Annotated in this window: 17 protein-coding genes; 3 read left to right on the top strand and 14 right to left on the bottom strand. The window is 57.5% G+C overall.

What is annotated here, in order from left to right; all coding sequences use genetic code 11:
- Positions 1-32: 32 nt before the first annotated feature.
- On the bottom strand, positions 33-806 hold the full coding sequence (locus FCS96_RS17520) for a hypothetical protein (protein ID WP_138441658.1): 774 nt from the start codon (positions 804-806) through the stop codon (positions 33-35).
- 250 nt (positions 807-1,056) lie between these two features.
- Between FCS96_RS17520 and FCS96_RS17515 the strand changes: the two genes are divergently transcribed.
- Positions 1,057-2,067 (top strand): LysR family transcriptional regulator, encoded by a 1,011-nt coding sequence (locus FCS96_RS17515; RefSeq protein WP_041338144.1) that lies wholly within the window; start codon positions 1,057-1,059, stop codon positions 2,065-2,067.
- Here the strand turns inward: FCS96_RS17515 and FCS96_RS17510 are convergent.
- From FCS96_RS17510 to FCS96_RS20320, 8 genes are all read right to left on the bottom strand, one after another.
- Positions 2,056-3,021 carry a GNAT family N-acetyltransferase gene (locus FCS96_RS17510; protein WP_138441657.1) on the bottom strand — a complete coding sequence of 322 codons (966 nt, stop codon included), beginning with the start codon at positions 3,019-3,021 and terminating at the stop codon, positions 2,056-2,058. The two genes, FCS96_RS17515 and FCS96_RS17510, sit on opposite strands and share 12 nt — an antisense overlap.
- Positions 3,022-3,030: 9 nt before the next feature.
- Positions 3,031-4,182 carry a cupin domain-containing protein gene (locus FCS96_RS17505; protein WP_138441656.1) on the bottom strand — a complete coding sequence of 384 codons (1,152 nt, stop codon included), beginning with the start codon at positions 4,180-4,182 and terminating at the stop codon, positions 3,031-3,033.
- A 16-nt stretch (positions 4,183-4,198) separates the two neighbouring features.
- Positions 4,199-5,566, bottom strand: a complete 1,368-nt coding sequence (gene purB / locus FCS96_RS17500) for an adenylosuccinate lyase (RefSeq protein ID WP_138441655.1) — start codon at positions 5,564-5,566, stop codon at positions 4,199-4,201.
- 108 nt (positions 5,567-5,674) lie between these two features.
- Positions 5,675-6,313 (bottom strand): high frequency lysogenization protein HflD, encoded by a 639-nt coding sequence (gene hflD, locus FCS96_RS17495; RefSeq protein ID WP_138441654.1) that lies wholly within the window; start codon positions 6,311-6,313, stop codon positions 5,675-5,677.
- Positions 6,310-7,488, bottom strand: coding sequence for a tRNA 2-thiouridine(34) synthase MnmA (mnmA, locus tag FCS96_RS17490; RefSeq protein WP_138441653.1), 1,179 nt, complete (start codon positions 7,486-7,488; stop codon positions 6,310-6,312). The genes hflD and mnmA overlap by 4 nt, the downstream gene beginning before the upstream one ends.
- 50 nt (positions 7,489-7,538) lie before the next feature.
- Positions 7,539-7,988, bottom strand: coding sequence for an NUDIX hydrolase (locus tag FCS96_RS17485; protein ID WP_138441652.1), 450 nt, complete (start codon positions 7,986-7,988; stop codon positions 7,539-7,541).
- Complete coding sequence (locus tag FCS96_RS17480) at positions 7,985-8,629, bottom strand: pseudouridine synthase (RefSeq protein ID WP_138441651.1); 645 nt, start codon at positions 8,627-8,629, stop codon at positions 7,985-7,987. Before FCS96_RS17480 ends, FCS96_RS17485 begins: the two co-directional genes overlap by 4 nt.
- A 272-nt stretch (positions 8,630-8,901) precedes the next feature.
- Positions 8,902-9,213 carry a cold shock domain-containing protein gene (locus tag FCS96_RS20320; RefSeq protein ID WP_138441650.1) on the bottom strand — a complete coding sequence of 104 codons (312 nt, stop codon included), beginning with the start codon at positions 9,211-9,213 and terminating at the stop codon, positions 8,902-8,904.
- Between the two features lie 344 nt (positions 9,214-9,557).
- On the opposite strand from FCS96_RS20320, the gene clpS reads away from it, so the two are divergent.
- Together clpS and clpA are read left to right on the top strand one after the other, a co-directional pair.
- Positions 9,558-9,917, top strand: coding sequence for an ATP-dependent Clp protease adapter ClpS (gene clpS / locus FCS96_RS17470; protein ID WP_138441831.1), 360 nt, complete (start codon positions 9,558-9,560; stop codon positions 9,915-9,917).
- Positions 9,918-9,935: 18 nt separating this feature from the next.
- A complete protein-coding gene (gene clpA, locus FCS96_RS17465) occupies positions 9,936-12,206 on the top strand; it encodes an ATP-dependent Clp protease ATP-binding subunit ClpA (protein WP_138441649.1) in 2,271 nt (756 codons plus the stop codon).
- Positions 12,207-12,331: 125 nt separating this feature from the next.
- Here clpA and infA read toward each other — a convergent pair whose 3' ends face one another.
- From infA to FCS96_RS17440, 5 genes are all read right to left on the bottom strand, one after another.
- A complete protein-coding gene (gene infA / locus FCS96_RS17460; protein WP_014421226.1) occupies positions 12,332-12,550 on the bottom strand; it encodes a translation initiation factor IF-1 in 219 nt (72 codons plus the stop codon).
- A gap of 82 nt (positions 12,551-12,632) precedes the next feature.
- Positions 12,633-13,346, bottom strand: a complete 714-nt coding sequence (locus tag FCS96_RS17455; protein ID WP_138441648.1) for an arginyltransferase — start codon at positions 13,344-13,346, stop codon at positions 12,633-12,635.
- The gene (aat, locus tag FCS96_RS17450) at positions 13,347-14,060 is read right to left on the bottom strand and encodes a leucyl/phenylalanyl-tRNA--protein transferase (protein WP_138441647.1); all 714 of its coding nucleotides are present in this window, start codon (positions 14,058-14,060) and stop codon (positions 13,347-13,349) included.
- A 188-nt stretch (positions 14,061-14,248) separates the two neighbouring features.
- Complete coding sequence (gene trxB / locus FCS96_RS17445) at positions 14,249-15,202, bottom strand: thioredoxin-disulfide reductase (protein ID WP_138441646.1); 954 nt, start codon at positions 15,200-15,202, stop codon at positions 14,249-14,251.
- Positions 15,203-15,339: 137 nt separating this feature from the next.
- Positions 15,340-16,251, bottom strand: a complete 912-nt coding sequence (locus FCS96_RS17440) for an AAA family ATPase (RefSeq protein ID WP_138441645.1) — start codon at positions 16,249-16,251, stop codon at positions 15,340-15,342.
- Positions 16,252-16,256 lie beyond the last annotated feature (5 nt).

Genomic DNA, 16,256 nt, shown 5'->3' with positions numbered 1-16,256 from the left:
GGGCAGAAGCCGCTGCCCGGATGCTACGGCCGTCAATCGTCGTAGTCGGCTTTTTTCTTCCATTCCTCGTCGTGCAGGAAGGTATCCCATTCCCGATCCAGCTTGGCCTGGGATTCGGTATGTGCAGTGTCTTTTCCTTCAACACTCAGGGCTTCCAGTTCTTTGATTCTGATCCGGAAACTTTTGACGGCTTTCATGGCCAGCGGGTTGTCCCGGGATTTACCCATTTCGGTACTGGCCAGATGGTAGGCGTGAATGGCCTTGCGGATCTCATTCTGACGGACAAAATCCCGGGCCTGGAACATGTGCAGGTCAGCGTGGGTTTTGTGGACCAGAAACAGCACAAATTTGAGGTTCTTCTTGGCAGTTGCGGTGTCCAGCTTGCCGTTCTTGTGCATGTCTTCGATCATTTTGAACAGATTCTGTAGCAGTTCCTTAACGTAGGTAGCCTTTTCCGGCGTATCAATTTTCACCGGTGACCGGGTGTCCTGCTTGGTCAGAATCTGGCTTTTTAACTGCTGCGCCGCTTCTTGCCATTTCTTGACCGGAAGGTCCGATTTGAGTGCTGCCAGCTGCGTACATGCTTCTTCCATGCGTTTGATCAACAGCAGTTTCAGATCGGCGGTAAGGTATTGGCCGGGGATTTCCGATAGCAGTCGATTGGCCCGGTTGTAGGCATCCTGTTGACTGGTGATTCTCCGGGCACGCTCAATGCGGGCCTTTTCGCGCATCTGGCTTAACACGATCAACACGATCGATACCGCCACGACGGCTGCCAGGACTATTACTATGGTGGTCGTATCCATTAGGTTAGTGGTGGCTCCGGCTTAAGGTCTAGAGTGAGCTGGCGCATTTACCGGCTTCAAGTTACCGATATTATTCAGCAAGTGTCACAAAGACTAGCAGAAATACCGTAGCCAATCCGTTGCGAAATGTGAATGCTCCAATCCGCCATTGATTACGTGAATTTCGATCTCCTGTATATTGCTCCGGTGAATGAAGGATAAGGCCTTTTGTTCGATGTTTTTTTGATGTACGACGTACCCGGAGTTGACCATGGATATTTCCCGCGTTGATCTGAACCTGCTTGTGTACCTGGATGTTCTGTTGCGGGAGCGAAACGTTACCAAGGCCGCTAACCACCTGGGTATTACCCAGCCGGCGATGAGCAACGGCCTGCGACGCCTGCGGGATCTGTTCGGTGATCCCTTGCTGATCAGGACCAGTGAGGGCATGACCGCCACCGAGCGAGGTCGCGAGCTACAACCCCTGGTGCGTGGCATCCTGTCGGATATTGAGCAGGCGGTGCAGGAAAAAACTCCGTTTTCAGCACTGGAAAGCCAGCGGGTCTTTCGCATCATGGCCAGTGATTACGCTGAATCCTGCCTGATGCCCCGGGTGTTAAGGCGAATTCGCCAGGAGGCCCCCCACGTTACCCTGGATGTTCTGACCCCCAGTGACGTCAGCTTTCTGGACGTGGAGCAGGGCCGGCTTGATATGGCGATCAACCGGTTCGACAAAATACCCCAGTCTTTTCATCAGAAAACCCTGTGGACCGAGTATTTCGCCTGCCTGATGAATGCCCGAAATCCCATTCTGAAGGCGCCATTTACGCTTGATACTTATCTGGATGCGAGCCACATATGGGTCAGCAAGACCGGGTTTGGGGTGGGTGTCGGGGTTAATCCCAAGGATGTGCAGCGCTTGGGGTGGGTTGATGAGGCGCTTTCGCGCATGGGCCGTAAACGCCAGATCTCGGTGTTTACCCGGCATTATCAGGTGGCGATGCTGCTGGCTGAGCAGCACGACCTGATCGCCACGCTGCCGTCGCGGGCGGCCTGGCTGCAGAAGGACAACTCGAATCTGGTGGTAAAGGTGCCACCTTTCGAGATCCCGCCATTTGAGCTGAAAATGGCGTGGAGCCCGCTGCTCCAGCACAACTCGGATCACCAGTGGTTACGTAAGCTGATTGCGGAAGTGGCCAGTGAAGTAGATCAGGAGTTCGCGCCCTTCGGTGCCCAGTTCGAGTCTGCCGAAAGTCCCCAGGCCCATCACTCAGAGCGGTAGTTCTCTCAGTTCCAGAGAGCTTCGGCCGGCGTCCCACATGCGTTGGAAGTTCTCCGCCAGGAGTTTGACCCGGCCGGGGTCGGAGAACTTGGCGTAGCCTTCCGGTTTGTAGAAATCGTGCCGATAGACCAGCCCGTCACGGTCTGCGAGCATGAACGGCTGATCTTCCACCGGGTAGTCCTGGCTTACTAGCCTCAGTTCAACCCGGCTCGGTAGTCGTCGCATTAATTCAACCAGCTTATGCCTCCGCTTTATCAGCGGACCGTCATCGTGAATCAGCAAACGCACTTCACTGAGCCGGTGCCGGCGGGCGAGAGCGGAGATCAGTTCCCGGAAACGGTGGCGGTCGTACAGGTCGTGCTCGAGCACACGATCATAGAGCCATAGCCGCTGTCCGGCCTGACCGGCCACGGAATCGATCAGGTTGAGCATTCGATTCTCATCGGAGAACAACCAGGTGTCGGAGTCTTCGCCGAGAATCATCGGCGCCGATTTTTGTTCCAGTGCCTTGGCGAGCAAGGCGGGCGCCAGACAGCGCATATCGACATGGCTGATGCCGGCGTCGTCGTAGCGGTCAGAGCAGACATGAAAACCGGAGCGCTGGTAGAAAGGGATGGCGTATTCCTGCGCCGAGAGCCGGATTTCCTGGTAGTCACCGGCGGTTTCGGTAATCAGGTGGCGCAGCAAAGCCTCACCAACACCCCGGCCCCGGAACCCCGGCAGAATCGCCATGCGGCCGATGTGCGCGGTTTCACCCAGGGTGGAGAATAGCCGCGCCGTGCCTACGGGCGTGTTATCCGGTAGCACCGCGAGGTAGTGGTCGGCAATCTCGTCGGTATCGTCCCACTCCAGCTCCGGTGGCACTTTTTGTTCGTCAATAAAGACCCGTTGGCGGATGTCATGGATATGACCCGGAGCCAGTTGCCAGCTGTACTTCCTGAATTTCACTCTCATGGCGACCAACTATTCGAAGTAGACCGATCCCTGATTATACAACGTGCACAGCAGTCCGAGCAGGGCTTCGTCATCGGTGAACTGCGCCAGGTGATCGGCATCGATGTAAGCGCCGGCGCAGAGCAGGGGTGCCATGGGACGGGCATCACCCTTCAGCAGATATTGCTCGCCATCCACGAACAGCGCAGTGTCGTCTTCAAAATCGTAGTACGCAAAGCGGGAGCCTTCATTCCAGCGCAGCTGTTCTCCGGACTGAATGGCCGCGGCCAGATCTTCGGGTGACGCCGGCTCCTCGGCCGGCACGACAATGTCCATGCTCTTGGGAGCGGTGGCGTACTGGCCGAACCAGAGCGAGAGCTTTCGACGATCTCCGAGCTTGTTGCGCAGCAAGTCATCCAGGGTGTCGATCACTGCGGGCTGGATGGTACCGGGGTTGTCCTGGACCTGAAGATCCGGATCGCGCAAGTGCTCGCTGGCATCGGCCTGGCTGCACAGGAAGTCGGTGAAGCCGGTTAGCACATCATCAACGGTGGGCGCCCGGAAGCCAATGGACAGGGTGATGCAGTCGTCGACGGCAACTCCATGGTGGCCAACGCCCGGGGGCAGGTAAAGCATGTCGCCCGGTGCCAGGGTAACGGTTTCCTCACCATCCCAGCTGCTGAGAATACGCAATGGCGTTCCTTCTACCCGTGGTGAAGACTGGTCGCAGTGTCCACCGAAGGTCCAGCGGCGTTCACCCTGGGCCTGGAGCAGGAAGACGTCGTACTGATCGTAGTGCGGGCCTACGCTGCCGCCCCTGGGAGCGTAGCTGGCCATGATGTCATCAAGGCGCCAGTTGGGCACGAATCGGAAGTGTTCCAGCAGATCCGCCACCTCAGGAACCCAGTGATCGAGCCCCTGCACCAGCAGGGTCCAATCCTGTTCCGGGAGCTCGCTGAAGCGTTCCGGTGTGAACGGGCCATTGTGTAGCTGCCAGGGTTTGCCATTGTCATTTTCCAGGACAATGCGAGATTCCACCCCTTCTTCGCAGGCCAGTCCGGCCAGTTCGTCGGGACTGACCGGAGAGGTCAGCCCCGGAAACGCCTGGCCGATGACCAGCGGCTTTTTCTGCCAGTAATCTCGCAGAAATTCAGAGGCGGTCAGCCCACCGAGCATATCCATGCCTGTGCTCCCTGTTTCAGATGTCGCGTGCCTGATCGATGGCGTTACCAATGTAGCTGCCTGGCGTCAGCGCCATCAGCTCGTGTTTGGCGGTGTCGGGAATATCCAGGGACTGAACAAAGTTCTGGATGACTTCCGGCGTCATGGCCTTGCCGCGGGTCAGGGCCTTGAGTTTCTCGTACGGCTTTTCGATGTTGTACCGGCGCATGACGGTCTGAATCGGTTCGGCCAGAACTTCCCAGGCGTGATCCAGATCCTCATCCAGACGGGCTGGATTGATTTCCAGCTTGGTCAATCCTTTCAGTGTCGCTTCGTACGCGATCAGGCTGTGGGCAAAGCCGACACCCAGGTTCCGCAGTACGGTGGAATCGGTCAGGTCTCGCTGCCAGCGGGAAATCGGCAGCTTGGCGGCGAGGTGATTGAGCAGAGCGTTGGCGATGCCCAAATTGCCTTCGGAGTTCTCGAAATCAATGGGGTTAACCTTGTGCGGCATGGTGGAGGAGCCTACTTCGCCTTCCACGGTCTTCTGCTTGAAGTAGCCCAGGGAGATATAGCCCCAGATATCACGGTCCAGATCGATCACGATGGTGTTGAAACGCGCGACGGCATCGTACAGCTCGGCGATGTAATCGTGGGGTTCGATTTGGGTGGTGTACGGGTTCCAGTCCAGGCCCAGGCTCTCAATGAACTCACGGGCGTTGGCGGCCCAGTCAATCTCGGGGTAAGCAGACAGGTGGGCGTTGTAATTGCCAACAGCACCGTTGATCTTGCCCAGCAGTTCGGTGGCGCGAATCTGCTTTGCCTGACGACGCAGGCGGTGCACCACGTTCGCGAATTCCTTGCCAACGGTGGTCGGCGAGGCTGTTTGGCCGTGGGTGCGGGAGAGCATCGGCTGTTCAGCGTGTTCCTGAGCCAGTTCGCCCAACTTGTCGACAACCCGATCCATGGCCGGCAGCAAGCCATGATCGAGGCCCTCGCGCAGCATCAGCGCGTGGGACAGATTGTTGATGTCCTCGGAGGTGCAGGCGAAGTGAACAAACTCAGTCACCGCGTGCAGCTCGGGGAATTCGGCTATCTGTTCCTTGATGAAATACTCGACCGCTTTGACGTCGTGATTGGTGGTGCGCTCGATGTCCTTGATGCGCTGGGCATCTTCCAGGTTGAACTCGCTGACCAGCTTGTCCAGGAACGCATTAGCTTCAGCGGAAAATGCCGGAACCTCGGTAACGCCCGGGTGTGCGGCCAGCTTCTGGAGCCAGCGGATCTCGACGGTTACCCGGTTCCTGATCAGGCCATACTCACTGAAAATGTCTCGGAAGACGCTGACTTTGCTGCCGTAGCGTCCATCGACCGGGGAAATGGCGGTCAGGGCGGTGAGTTCCATCGAAAACCTCTCAAATCGTTAGCGGATCGGGCCAAAAGAAAAATAGGGGCGCATATGATACACCAGCGCTGCGCCGGAAGCAGTTGTCTGGGATCTGTTGTTTCGGAACTACAGTGGACTGTTGGCTTTGTCGGCCAGCTGCCGGGCGTGTTCGATGACTTTCTTGCGGTTGAAAATCAGCTGCCAGCGTCGCCCGCCTGTTTGGCGCCACAGAACCGCGGAACGGATACCCGCCAGCAACAGGGCGCGGACTTTGGCGGCATTTTCCTCGCGCTGCAAGACACTGGGATTGCCACTCACCTGAATGCGTAACCGAAAGGTGCTGATGGTGTCGGCGTACACCGAGGCCAGGTTGCTGATCAGGTTGCTGTGGGTATAGCCAAAGTGACTGGCTGTGTGGCGAGCCTGGTCAATGCGGGTTCCAATGACTTCCAGCATCTCCGGGCTGCGATGGAGCTTGGCTTCCAGCTGGATCAGGTTGAGCACGTACCGTAGCACCTCAATGTCCTGCTGCTTGTTCTGCTGGCTCAACACCGAGGAGAGCGTGACCAGTCCTTCGCGAATGTCTGTGAGATCGCCGCCATAAACATCCAGGGTTGAGGCCGGATTGGTGGCGAACAGCGAGCGGATGCAGGTTTCCAGGCTGGTTTCCGAGCACTGGCCGTTGTGGGCAATCTGCTGGACCAGGTTAGCGGCCTGACACACACCTGCCAGGGCGAGGGTCTGATCGTTCAGGGATCGACTCATGCGCCCAATTCCTGTTGGGATTGTTCGGAAAGACGGACCGGCAGGGCTTCACCGTCGCGCCAGGTTTCTTCGATCACGCCACCGCCAAGGCAGACCTCGCCGTCGTAGAAAACTACGGACTGGCCAGGGGTGACCGCTCGCTGAGCATCATCAAAGACCACTTTAACGCCACCATCCAGCACCTGAACCTCGCAATCCTGATCCGGCTGACGGTAACGGGTTTTGGCCTTGCAGCGGAACTGGGCGGCCGGTGGTTCGCCGGCTACCCAGTCGATCGGGCCGGACACCAGTCCACGGGAGAACAGCAGCGGGTGGTGCTTACCCTGAACCGCAATAAGCACGTTACGGGTGAGGTCTTTCTCAGCAACGTACCAGGGTTCGTCGCCAAATTCGCTGAGGCCACCAATGCCGAGGCCCTGGCGTTGGCCGATGGTGTGGTACATCAAGCCCTGGTGACGACCGATGACCTTGCCGTCCGGTGTCTCGATGTCACCCGGTTGCGCGGGCAGGTACTGCTTCAGGAAGTCGGTGAACTTGCGTTCGCCGATGAAGCAGATGCCGGTGGAATCTTTCTTGTCGTGGGTAACAAAACCCTGGGCTTCGGCGATCCGACGAACTTCGGGCTTTTCCAGTTCACCCACCGGAAACAGAGTCCGGGCAATACGCTCACCGGAGACCGCGTGCAGGAAGTAGCTCTGGTCTTTGTTGGGATCCAGGCCCTTGAGCAGCTGTGCCCGGCCGGAATCGTCCGATAGTGTGCGCTGGCGGGTGTAATGGCCGGTGGCAATGTAGTCAGCACCCAGGGTGACGGCGTAGTCGAGAAATGCCCGGAATTTCACCTCTTTATTGCACAGAATGTCCGGATTGGGGGTGCGGCCGGCGGTGTACTCCGACAGGAAGTGCTCGAACACGCGATCCCAGTACTCGGCGGCAAAACTGGCGGTGTGAAGCTTGATGCCGATGCTGTCGGCCACGGCCTGGGCGTCGGCCAGGTCGGTCATGGCGGTGCAGTACTCGGTGCCATCGTCTTCATCCCAGTTCTTCATGAACAGGCCTTCTACCTGGTAGCCCTGGTCTTTCAGCAACCAGGCGGCGACAGAAGAATCGACGCCGCCGGACATGCCAACGATCACTCGGGTATTTGCTGGGGAAGGTGTTTCGGATGCGTGTGTCATGAATACGTCAGTCTGGGTGAAAAGCTGTAAAGTCTACCATTTGTGGGGCATTACGTCTGCGCATCCACAACGACATCGAGCGGGTAGCGCCGGCCATTTCGGTAATCTTCTATGCAGTCGAGCACCAGCGGACTGCGGAGCTGGTCTTTCAGCTCACGGATATCTTCCAGCAGCAGCCAGTGGGCGGCAATGATGCCGGTATCGAGCTCCTCGCTGACCTGCTTCAGGGCTTTGGCCGAGTAGCAGAAGCGGTAGTAGGTGACGCCGTTGGCAGGAGCCTTGTAGGTGTAGACGCCGAGGAAATGCTCGGGCTCCACCTCCCAGCCGGTTTCTTCCAGGGTTTCACGCTTGACCGCGTCCAGAATGGCCTCGTCTTCCTCCACATGGCCTGCTGGCTGGTTGAAGACGACTCGACCGCCGCTGGTTTCTTCGACCACCAGAAACCGGCCTTCCTGATCTTCAACAATAACGGCGACAGTGGCGTGTGGGGTCCAGATCATGGCTGTTTTCTGCTCCTGCTGCTCTGAGGTTTACCCGGTTTCCGTTGCCCCGGCCGGCTGCGCCGTGGCGCCGCCGTGGGGACGTGGACGGTGATGCCGCGGTGCTGACCCGGCAGTAAGCCGTCCAGGGTCCAGTCACCTATACGGTAGCGGATCAGCCGGAGGGTTGGGAAGCCGACCGCAGCGGTCATGCGTCGTACCTGTCGGTTTCGGCCCTCGGTAATGGTCAGCTCCAGCCAGCTGGTGGGCACGGATTCCCGGTACCTGACCGGCGGTGTTCTGGGCCAGATCTCCGGCTGGTCAATCCGGCGGGCCTTCGCCGGTGCCGTGTTGCCATCCTTGAGGCGGACGCCGCGCTCCAGTTGGGAGAGGGCGTCATCGGTTATGTCGCCTTCCACTTGTACCCAGTAGGTTTTCGGCATCTTGGCGGTAGGTGAGGCAATGCGATGCTGCAGGGCGCCTTCACCGGTCAGCAACAGTAGGCCTTCTGAGTCGTAGTCGAGCCGGCCGGCCGGATAGACGTCGGGTATCTGGATCCAGTCTGCGAGGGTCGCCCTGACCGGCTTCCCGGCGTCCTGGCGATCGTCGGTGAACTGGCTGAGCACACGAAAGGGTTTGTTAAAGAGGATCAGGTTGGCCATTACTTCCAGCGCGTCCGCAGTGATGGGTGGGGCTCAATATGAAAATCAGTAGCGGGGCCACTTTACCAATGGTGGGAGGCAATGTCGTTGTGCGGCGAGGGTGTTTTTCGAACCGGCTCAGGTTTTAGACGGGAACAGGCGTCGCAACCTGAACTGGATTCAGGCTACTAGTAAGGAGAGAAGGCGCGGGCCCGCTTGCGGTTTCGATACCGCGCACAGGCCTTGCCGCCTGCCGCAGGGCAGGCGTGCCGCAGCCACTCGGCAACCTGTGGTCAGGCGTTTGCTGCACGCGGCGGAAAATCGCTCCGACCTGAGTCCCGGTCATCAGTTTTGGCTCCCGCTGAAGCATCAGCAAGCTCATGACTCGCTTTCTGGGGCTGCGCATCGGGAACAATATTGATGGCGTGGACGCCTTTATCGCTGGGTTTTTTGTCAAAGGTGACGGCCTGACCGGCTTTCAGCGTCTTGTAGCCGTCCATCTGGACCGATGAAAAGTGGGCAAACAGATCGTCACTGCAGCCATCCTCAATGATGAAGCCGTACCCTTTGGCATTGTTGAACCATTTGACCTTGCCTCTTGGCATGATGAACTCCCCTGTTCATGTGCTGTCACATTTTATTATTGGTGTTGTGAACATTCCGCTCTGAGTCACTTGATGCGGATTCCGGTTACATAACACACGCCGAGCGATATTGGTTACATAACACTTGCTTGAATTTACATTATTTAACAATGCAGGTTAACTTTCGGCCAATCGGCGCGTCGAGTCAATAGTTTCTGTTGCCGGAATGTGTGGTTGAACGCGGTCTGGAACCGGTATCATGCGCGTATAGATAAATTACTCGCGCCCGGTCTTCGACTTAGCTTGAAAACACGGGATCAGACAACCACATTATGCAAAGGGCACCGATAAACCGGTAAAGAATGATGCGGACTATCGAAGATTCTCTACTAGTATTTAATCAAGGGGAGGACGAACAACCGGGACGGCAAGACGATCTCAGTGTTGCGCCCGAAAAACCTGCCCTGAAGCGCCCCGCGCGATTTCGCGTAGTGCTTCTGAATGACGACTACACGCCCATGGATTTTGTTGTGGATGTGTTAATGAAGTTCTTCGGCATGAACGAAGAAAAGGCGACGCAGGTGATGCTGCTCGTCCATACGCAAGGAAAGGCCGTATGTGGGGTATATACCCGAGACATCGCAGAAACAAAGGCAGCGCAGGTGAACCAGTATTCCTCGGAATGCGAACATCCGCTCCTTTGCGAGATTGAACGTGCGGACTGACAGACGTTGGGGTGGCCCATGCTGAGTAAAGATCTAGAAATTACGCTGAATACGGCTTTCAAAAGTGCCCGCGACAAGCGTCATGAGTTCATGACTGTCGAGCACTTGCTGTTGGCCTTGTTAGATAATGAATCGGCGGTGGGCGTTCTGAAAGCGTGTGGGGCAGATCTCCAGCGACTTCAGGAAGAACTTGTGGAATTCGTTGACTCAACAACACCGCTCATTCCGAGCAGTGACAGTGAGCGCGAAACACAGCCTACCCTCGGATTCCAACGCGTGCTACAACGGGCGGTATTTCATGTCCAGTCTTCCGGTAAGAAGGAAGTGACTGGTGCCAATGTGCTGGTTGCTATCTTCAGTGAGCAGGAGAGCCAGGCGGTTTATGTCCTGAAGAAGCAGAACGTTGCCCGTATTGATGTTGTTAACTTCGTGTCCCACGGCATCTCCAGGGTACAGGGTGCGGAAGATCAGGAGGGCCACGATCAGGCAGCTCCGGATGAAAGCGGTGAAGAAGGCGGGCATTCGAAGCCATTGGAAAGCTACGCCACCAACCTCAACGAGCAAGCACGTCAGGGGCGGATTGACCCGCTGATCGGGCGCGAGCACGAGGTTGAGCGCGTGGTGCAGATTCTGGTTCGGCGCCGGAAAAACAACCCTCTGCTGGTGGGTGAGGCCGGGGTTGGAAAGACCGCGATTGCCGAAGGTTTGGCCAAGCGTATCGTCGACGGCCAGGTGCCGGATATCATCTCCGATGCAGTGGTCTATTCACTGGATCTCGGCGCGCTGCTGGCCGGAACCAAATACCGGGGCGATTTTGAGAAGCGTCTGAAAGGCTTGTTGGCGGAACTGAAAAAAGAGCAGCACGCCATCCTGTTTATCGATGAGATTCACACCATCATCGGGGCTGGTTCGGCGTCCGGTGGCGTGATGGACGCCTCCAACCTGCTGAAGCCCATGCTGGGCTCGGGCGAAATTCGCTGCATCGGTTCCACAACCTTCCAGGAATTCCGCGGAATTTTCGAGAAGGACAGCGCCCTGGCGCGTCGTTTCCAGAAGATCGATGTGAATGAGCCGAGCGTTGAAGACACCTATCAGATCCTGAAAGGGCTGAAGCCCAACTTTGAAAAGCACCACGATCTGAAGTACACCGACAAGGCCCTGCGGGTTGCGGCTGAACTGGCCGATCGCTACATCACTGATCGTCACCTGCCTGATAAGGCCATCGACGTCATTGATGAGGCGGGCGCCAGGCAACGTCTGCAGCCGGAAAACAAGCGCAAGAAGGCCATTGATGTGACCGACATCGAAGATGTGGTGGCCAACATCGCGCGGATTCCGCCAAAGAACGTGTCCACCAGCGATAAGGATCTGCTCCGCAACCTGGAGCGCGACCTGAAAATGGTTGTCTTTGGTCAGGACCCGGCCATCGAGTCCCTGTCCACGGCCATCAAGCTGGCGCGTGCCGGGTTGAAGGCGCCGGAGAAGCCGGAAGGGGCGTTCCTGTTCGCCGGTCCGACCGGTGTCGGTAAAACCGAGGTCACCAAGCAGTTGGCGAAGGTCTTGGGCATTGAGCTGGTTCGCTTTGACATGTCTGAGTACATGGAGCGGCACACCGTGTCTCGCCTGATCGGTGCGCCTCCGGGCTACGTGGGTTATGACCAGGGAGGTCTGTTAACCGAATCGGTCAACAAGCATCCGCACTGCGTGCTGTTGCTGGATGAGATCGAAAAGGCCCATCCGGAAGTGTTCAACCTGCTACTGCAGGTGATGGATCACGGCACCCTGACCGACAACAACGGCCGGAAGGCGGACTTCCGTCATGTGATCCTGGTGATGACAACGAACGCGGGGGCAGAAAGCATGGCTCGCCGGTCAATTGGCTTCAACGAGCAGGATCACAGTACCGACGGTATGGAGATTATCAGCAAGACCTTCACGCCGGAGTTCCGCAACCGTCTGGACGGCATCATCCAGTTTGCCGATCTGCAGAAGGAAACCATCACTCACGTGGTCGACAAGTTCCTCACCGAGCTGCAGGCGCAGTTGGATGAGAAGCATGTTGTCCTGCACGTGGATGAGGATGCCAAGGTGTGGCTGGCAGACAAGGGTTATGATGTCACCATGGGGGCACGGCCGATGTCCCGCTTGATTCAGGATAAGATCAAGCGACCGCTGGCCGAGCAGATCCTGTTTGGACGCCTTTCCGAGAAGGGTGGGGATGTGTTTATCCATCTGCGCGATGACGAGCTGGTCTTTGATTATGAGGACGAGCCCGCAGAGGCGGTGTAAGACACCGGCCCTCTGTCAGCAATAAAAAAACCGCTGCCCATGGCAGCGGTTTTTTTGTATCGGCGACTAACTGTTCTTGCCAACAAAAAAGCCCCGAGACGGGGCTTTTCAGATGTCAGTCGGCCTTAACGGGCGCGATACACAATGCGGCCCTTGCTCAGGTCGTAGGGAGTCAGCTCAACCTTGACCTTGTCGCCGGTCAGGATGCGGATGTAGTTTTTGCGCATCTTTCCGGAGATATGAGCAGTCACCACGTGACCGTTGCTGAGTTCAACACGGAACATGGTATTCGGAAGGGTATCGATAATAACGCCTTCCATTTCAATGACATCTGATTTCGCCATTCAGTAGAAACCTCTCGTGGAATGTACTTCTCGTGATTTTAAATTGCGCAATTCTGCCTGATTTATCAGCCTTTGGCAAAAATCAGTTCAACTCCATGGGCAGCCATTGCCCTTCCCGCAAGGCTTCGATGGGCTGGAAGCGGGTTTTGTAGTTCATTTTCCGGCATTCTCGAATCCAGTAGCCCAAGTATAAGTGTGGCAGGCCCCGTCGCTTGGCCTCCTCAATTTGCCACAGGATGGCGTAGGTGCCGAGGCTTCGGTGCTCAAGTGACGGTTTGAAAATGGTATAGATGGCGGATAGGCCGTCGTCGAGTAGGTCAATCGCTGCCAGGCCGATTAGCTCGCGGTTCAGGCGAATCTCCAGGAACCAGGAGTCGGTGGCGCCTTCCACCAGGAACGAGGAAAACTGTTCCGGGGAGGGCGGGTACATGTCACCGTCCTTATGGCGCTCTTCAATGTAGCTGGCATAGAGCCGGTAATAGTGTTCGTTGAAACGGGCCTGCACCAGGCTGTATTCCAGGTCCTGGTTTTTGCGCAGCACGCGCTTCTGGTTCCGGTCGGGCTCAAAATCATCCACTTTCAGGCGAACGGGAATGCAGGCGTTGCAGTTTTCGCAGTGGGGACGGTAGTAGTGCGAGCCGCTGCGACGAAAACCGAGGGCGGTGAGCTGGCTGTACAGTTTCTTGTCGATGTGGGCGCGTGGATCCACGAACATGGTGGTCGCTTCGCGATCCGGAAGGTAGCTACAGTCGTGAGGTGGGGTTGCGAAGAACACCAGTGTTCTAAGATTGCTCATTCACGCCTCCGGCCCAGACCATTGCCAGCGGATTTTCCAGTCACGTTGATTCGGTTTTCGATCAACGCATGCCCTGAGTATAGATAAAAACTCGCTGCGTGAAATAGAGCGTGCACCCATCGTTAGCAGGTGTCGACTCTCCACCTGGCAGTCCATGACCTTGTAATCCCACTCTTGCAGCTGGTGGGCCAGATGCACCATCAGCACCTTGGAGGCATTGGTTTCCAGCGAGAACATAGACTCCCCGAAAAAGCACTGTCCGATCGCGATCCCGTACATGCCACCGGCGAGCTCGCCGGACTGATTCCAGACTTCAATGGAGTGGGCCACACCCTGCCGGTGCAGCTCGGAGAAGCTGGCGATCATGTCTTCGGTAATCCAGGTGCCCTCGGCTCGTGTAGTCGCACACAGGCGAATAACACGGCCAAAGGCCTGGTCGGCGGTCACCTGAAAACGCCCCTGATTCAGGGTCCTGCGTAAGCTTCGGGAGACGTGAATGTCTCCGGGCAGTAATACGCAACGTGGGTCAGGGGACCACCAGAGGATGGGCTGATCATCGCTGTACCAGGGAAAAATGCCATTTCGGTAGGCAAGGAGGAGTCGTTCGGTCGACAGATCGCCGCCGAGAGCCAAGAGCCCGTCGGGGTCGTCCAGTGCTTCATCTACAGGAGGGAACCAGAGCTGGTCCGGGTCAAGCCAAGGTAGTGAGGTCATCCTGCTCCAATGTCAGAGATTGCCAGCATTGCTCGTGATCGGAGTATCGATCGGCGGGGCGAGTGGTCTTAGACCCGCTGTGAATCCTTCCCTGGACGCTTGGCTCCGCCATCCCTGGCTCCGCACAGTCTAAGACCACTCACCCCGCCAATCTCCGCAAACTATTGAGTCGTTTGCGTCAGTTTAGTTCAGTCTTGCTGATCCAGGAATTTCTCGGCATCCAGCGCCGCCATGCAGCCAAAACCTGCTGAGGTGACCGCCTGACGGTAGACGTGGTCGGCCACGTCGCCGGCGGCAAACACGCCAGGAATGCTGCTCTGGGTCGCCATGCCCTCAAGACCGGAGCGGATGCGGATGTAGCCGTTTTCCATATCCAGCTGACCCTGGAACAGGTCGGTGTTGGGCTTGTGACCGATGGCGATGAACACCCCTGCCAGATCGATTTCCTGGGTGGATTCGTCCTTGGTGCTCTTGATGCGCATACCGGTTACACCGGTGGCGTCACCCAGCACTTCATCCAGGGTGTGATCCCAAACGATGTTCACATTGCCGTTCTCGGCTTTTTCGAACAGCTTGTCCTGCAGGATCTTTTCGGCGCGCAGGCTGTCGCGACGGTGGACCAGGGTTACTTCGTCCGCGATGTTGGATAGGTACAGTGCTTCCTCGACCGCCGTGTTGCCGCCGCCGATTACCGCAACTTTCTGTTTCTTGTAGAAGAAACCGTCGCAGGTTGCGCAGGCTGATACGCCCTGGCCCTTGAACTTCTCTTCTGACTCAAGGCCCAGGTACATGGCCGATGCGCCGGTAGAGATGATCAGGGAATCGCAGGTGTACTCACCATTGTCGCCTTTCAGGCGGAAGGGACGGCTGTGCAGGTCCGCTTCATTAATGGTGTCATAGACAATGCTGGTCTCGAAGCGCTCTGCGTGCTTGAGCATGCGCTGCATCAACTCCGGACCCTGGACACCGTCGTTATCGCCGGGCCAGTTGTCCACGTCTGTGGTGGTGGTGAGCTGACCGCCGACTTCGATACCGGTAATCAGGGTCGGATTAAGGTTGGCTCGGGCTGCGTAAACAGCCGCTGTGTATCCGGCAGGGCCAGAGCCGAGGATGATCAGTCGGGAATGCTTGGTATCGGTCATGTCTGTCTCTCACTAAATTCGGTACGACGCTGAGCGCCATTTTCGGGCCCAGTTTTGTCAAGAAAGGGCGAAAGGCTAACACGAATGGTGCGATCTGCCATTCGATTTGGCCAATTCCGCTTATAAAACTTCGCTATTTACTCAAGGACCGAGACGCTGGCCAGAAGTTGCCGAACCCGCTCAGCGCTCTTGCCGGATTCGCCCTGTTCCAGGCGGTGCTCGGCGATCGAGGGGAACACCGTCTGGATGTCGTCGGGCAGCACATGGTGACGGCCTTCCATCAGGGCCCAGGCTTTGGCGGCGCGCACCAGGCCAAGACCGGCGCGGGGGGACAGGCCGTACAGCAGGCCTGGCATGCGCCGACTCTGTTCCAGCAGGCGCTGGACGTAGTCGAGCAGGGCGGGGCTGGCTTTTACCCGGCTGACCGCATCCTGCAGTGTTGCCAGCTCGGCCTGGGGCAGCATGGCCGTGAGCCGCTCGGTCATTACTTTGCGGTCTTCGCCTTCCAGCAGTTCACGCTCTGCTCTCGGGTCCGGATAACCCAGGCGCAGGCGCATCAGAAACCGGTCAAGCTGCGACTCAGGAAGTGGGAAGGTGCCGCCCTGTTCAATGGGGTTCTGGGTGGCAATGACGAAAAATGGTTGGGGCAGTGGGCGGGTCTCGCCCTCAATGGAAACCTGGCGCTCCTCCATGGCTTCAAGCAGTGCACTCTGGGTGCGCGGTGAAGCCCGGTTGATTTCGTCCGCAAGCACGACTTGGGCAAAGATCGGGCCCGGGTGGAACACCAGGCTGCCGGCTTCCTTGTCGTACATGGAGTAGCCCAGTACGTCGGCCGGTAACAGGTCGTTGGTGAACTGGATGCGCTGATAGCTCAGGCCCATGATCTTGGCGAGCGCATGGGACAGGGTAGTCTTGCCCATGCCGGGAATGTCCTCTATCAGCAGGTGGCCCCGGGCCAGCAGGCCGCATATGGCCAGACGCACTTGCTGATCCTTGCCAAGCAGTATCTGGTTCAACTCATGAACAACAGTATCAATCAGTTTTTTCATTCCAG

Source organism: Marinobacter alexandrii, from assembly GCF_005871205.1.
In the GTDB taxonomy this organism is placed as follows: domain Bacteria; phylum Pseudomonadota; class Gammaproteobacteria; order Pseudomonadales; family Oleiphilaceae; genus Marinobacter; species Marinobacter alexandrii.
This window is presented reverse-complemented; position numbering and strand designations above follow the sequence as displayed.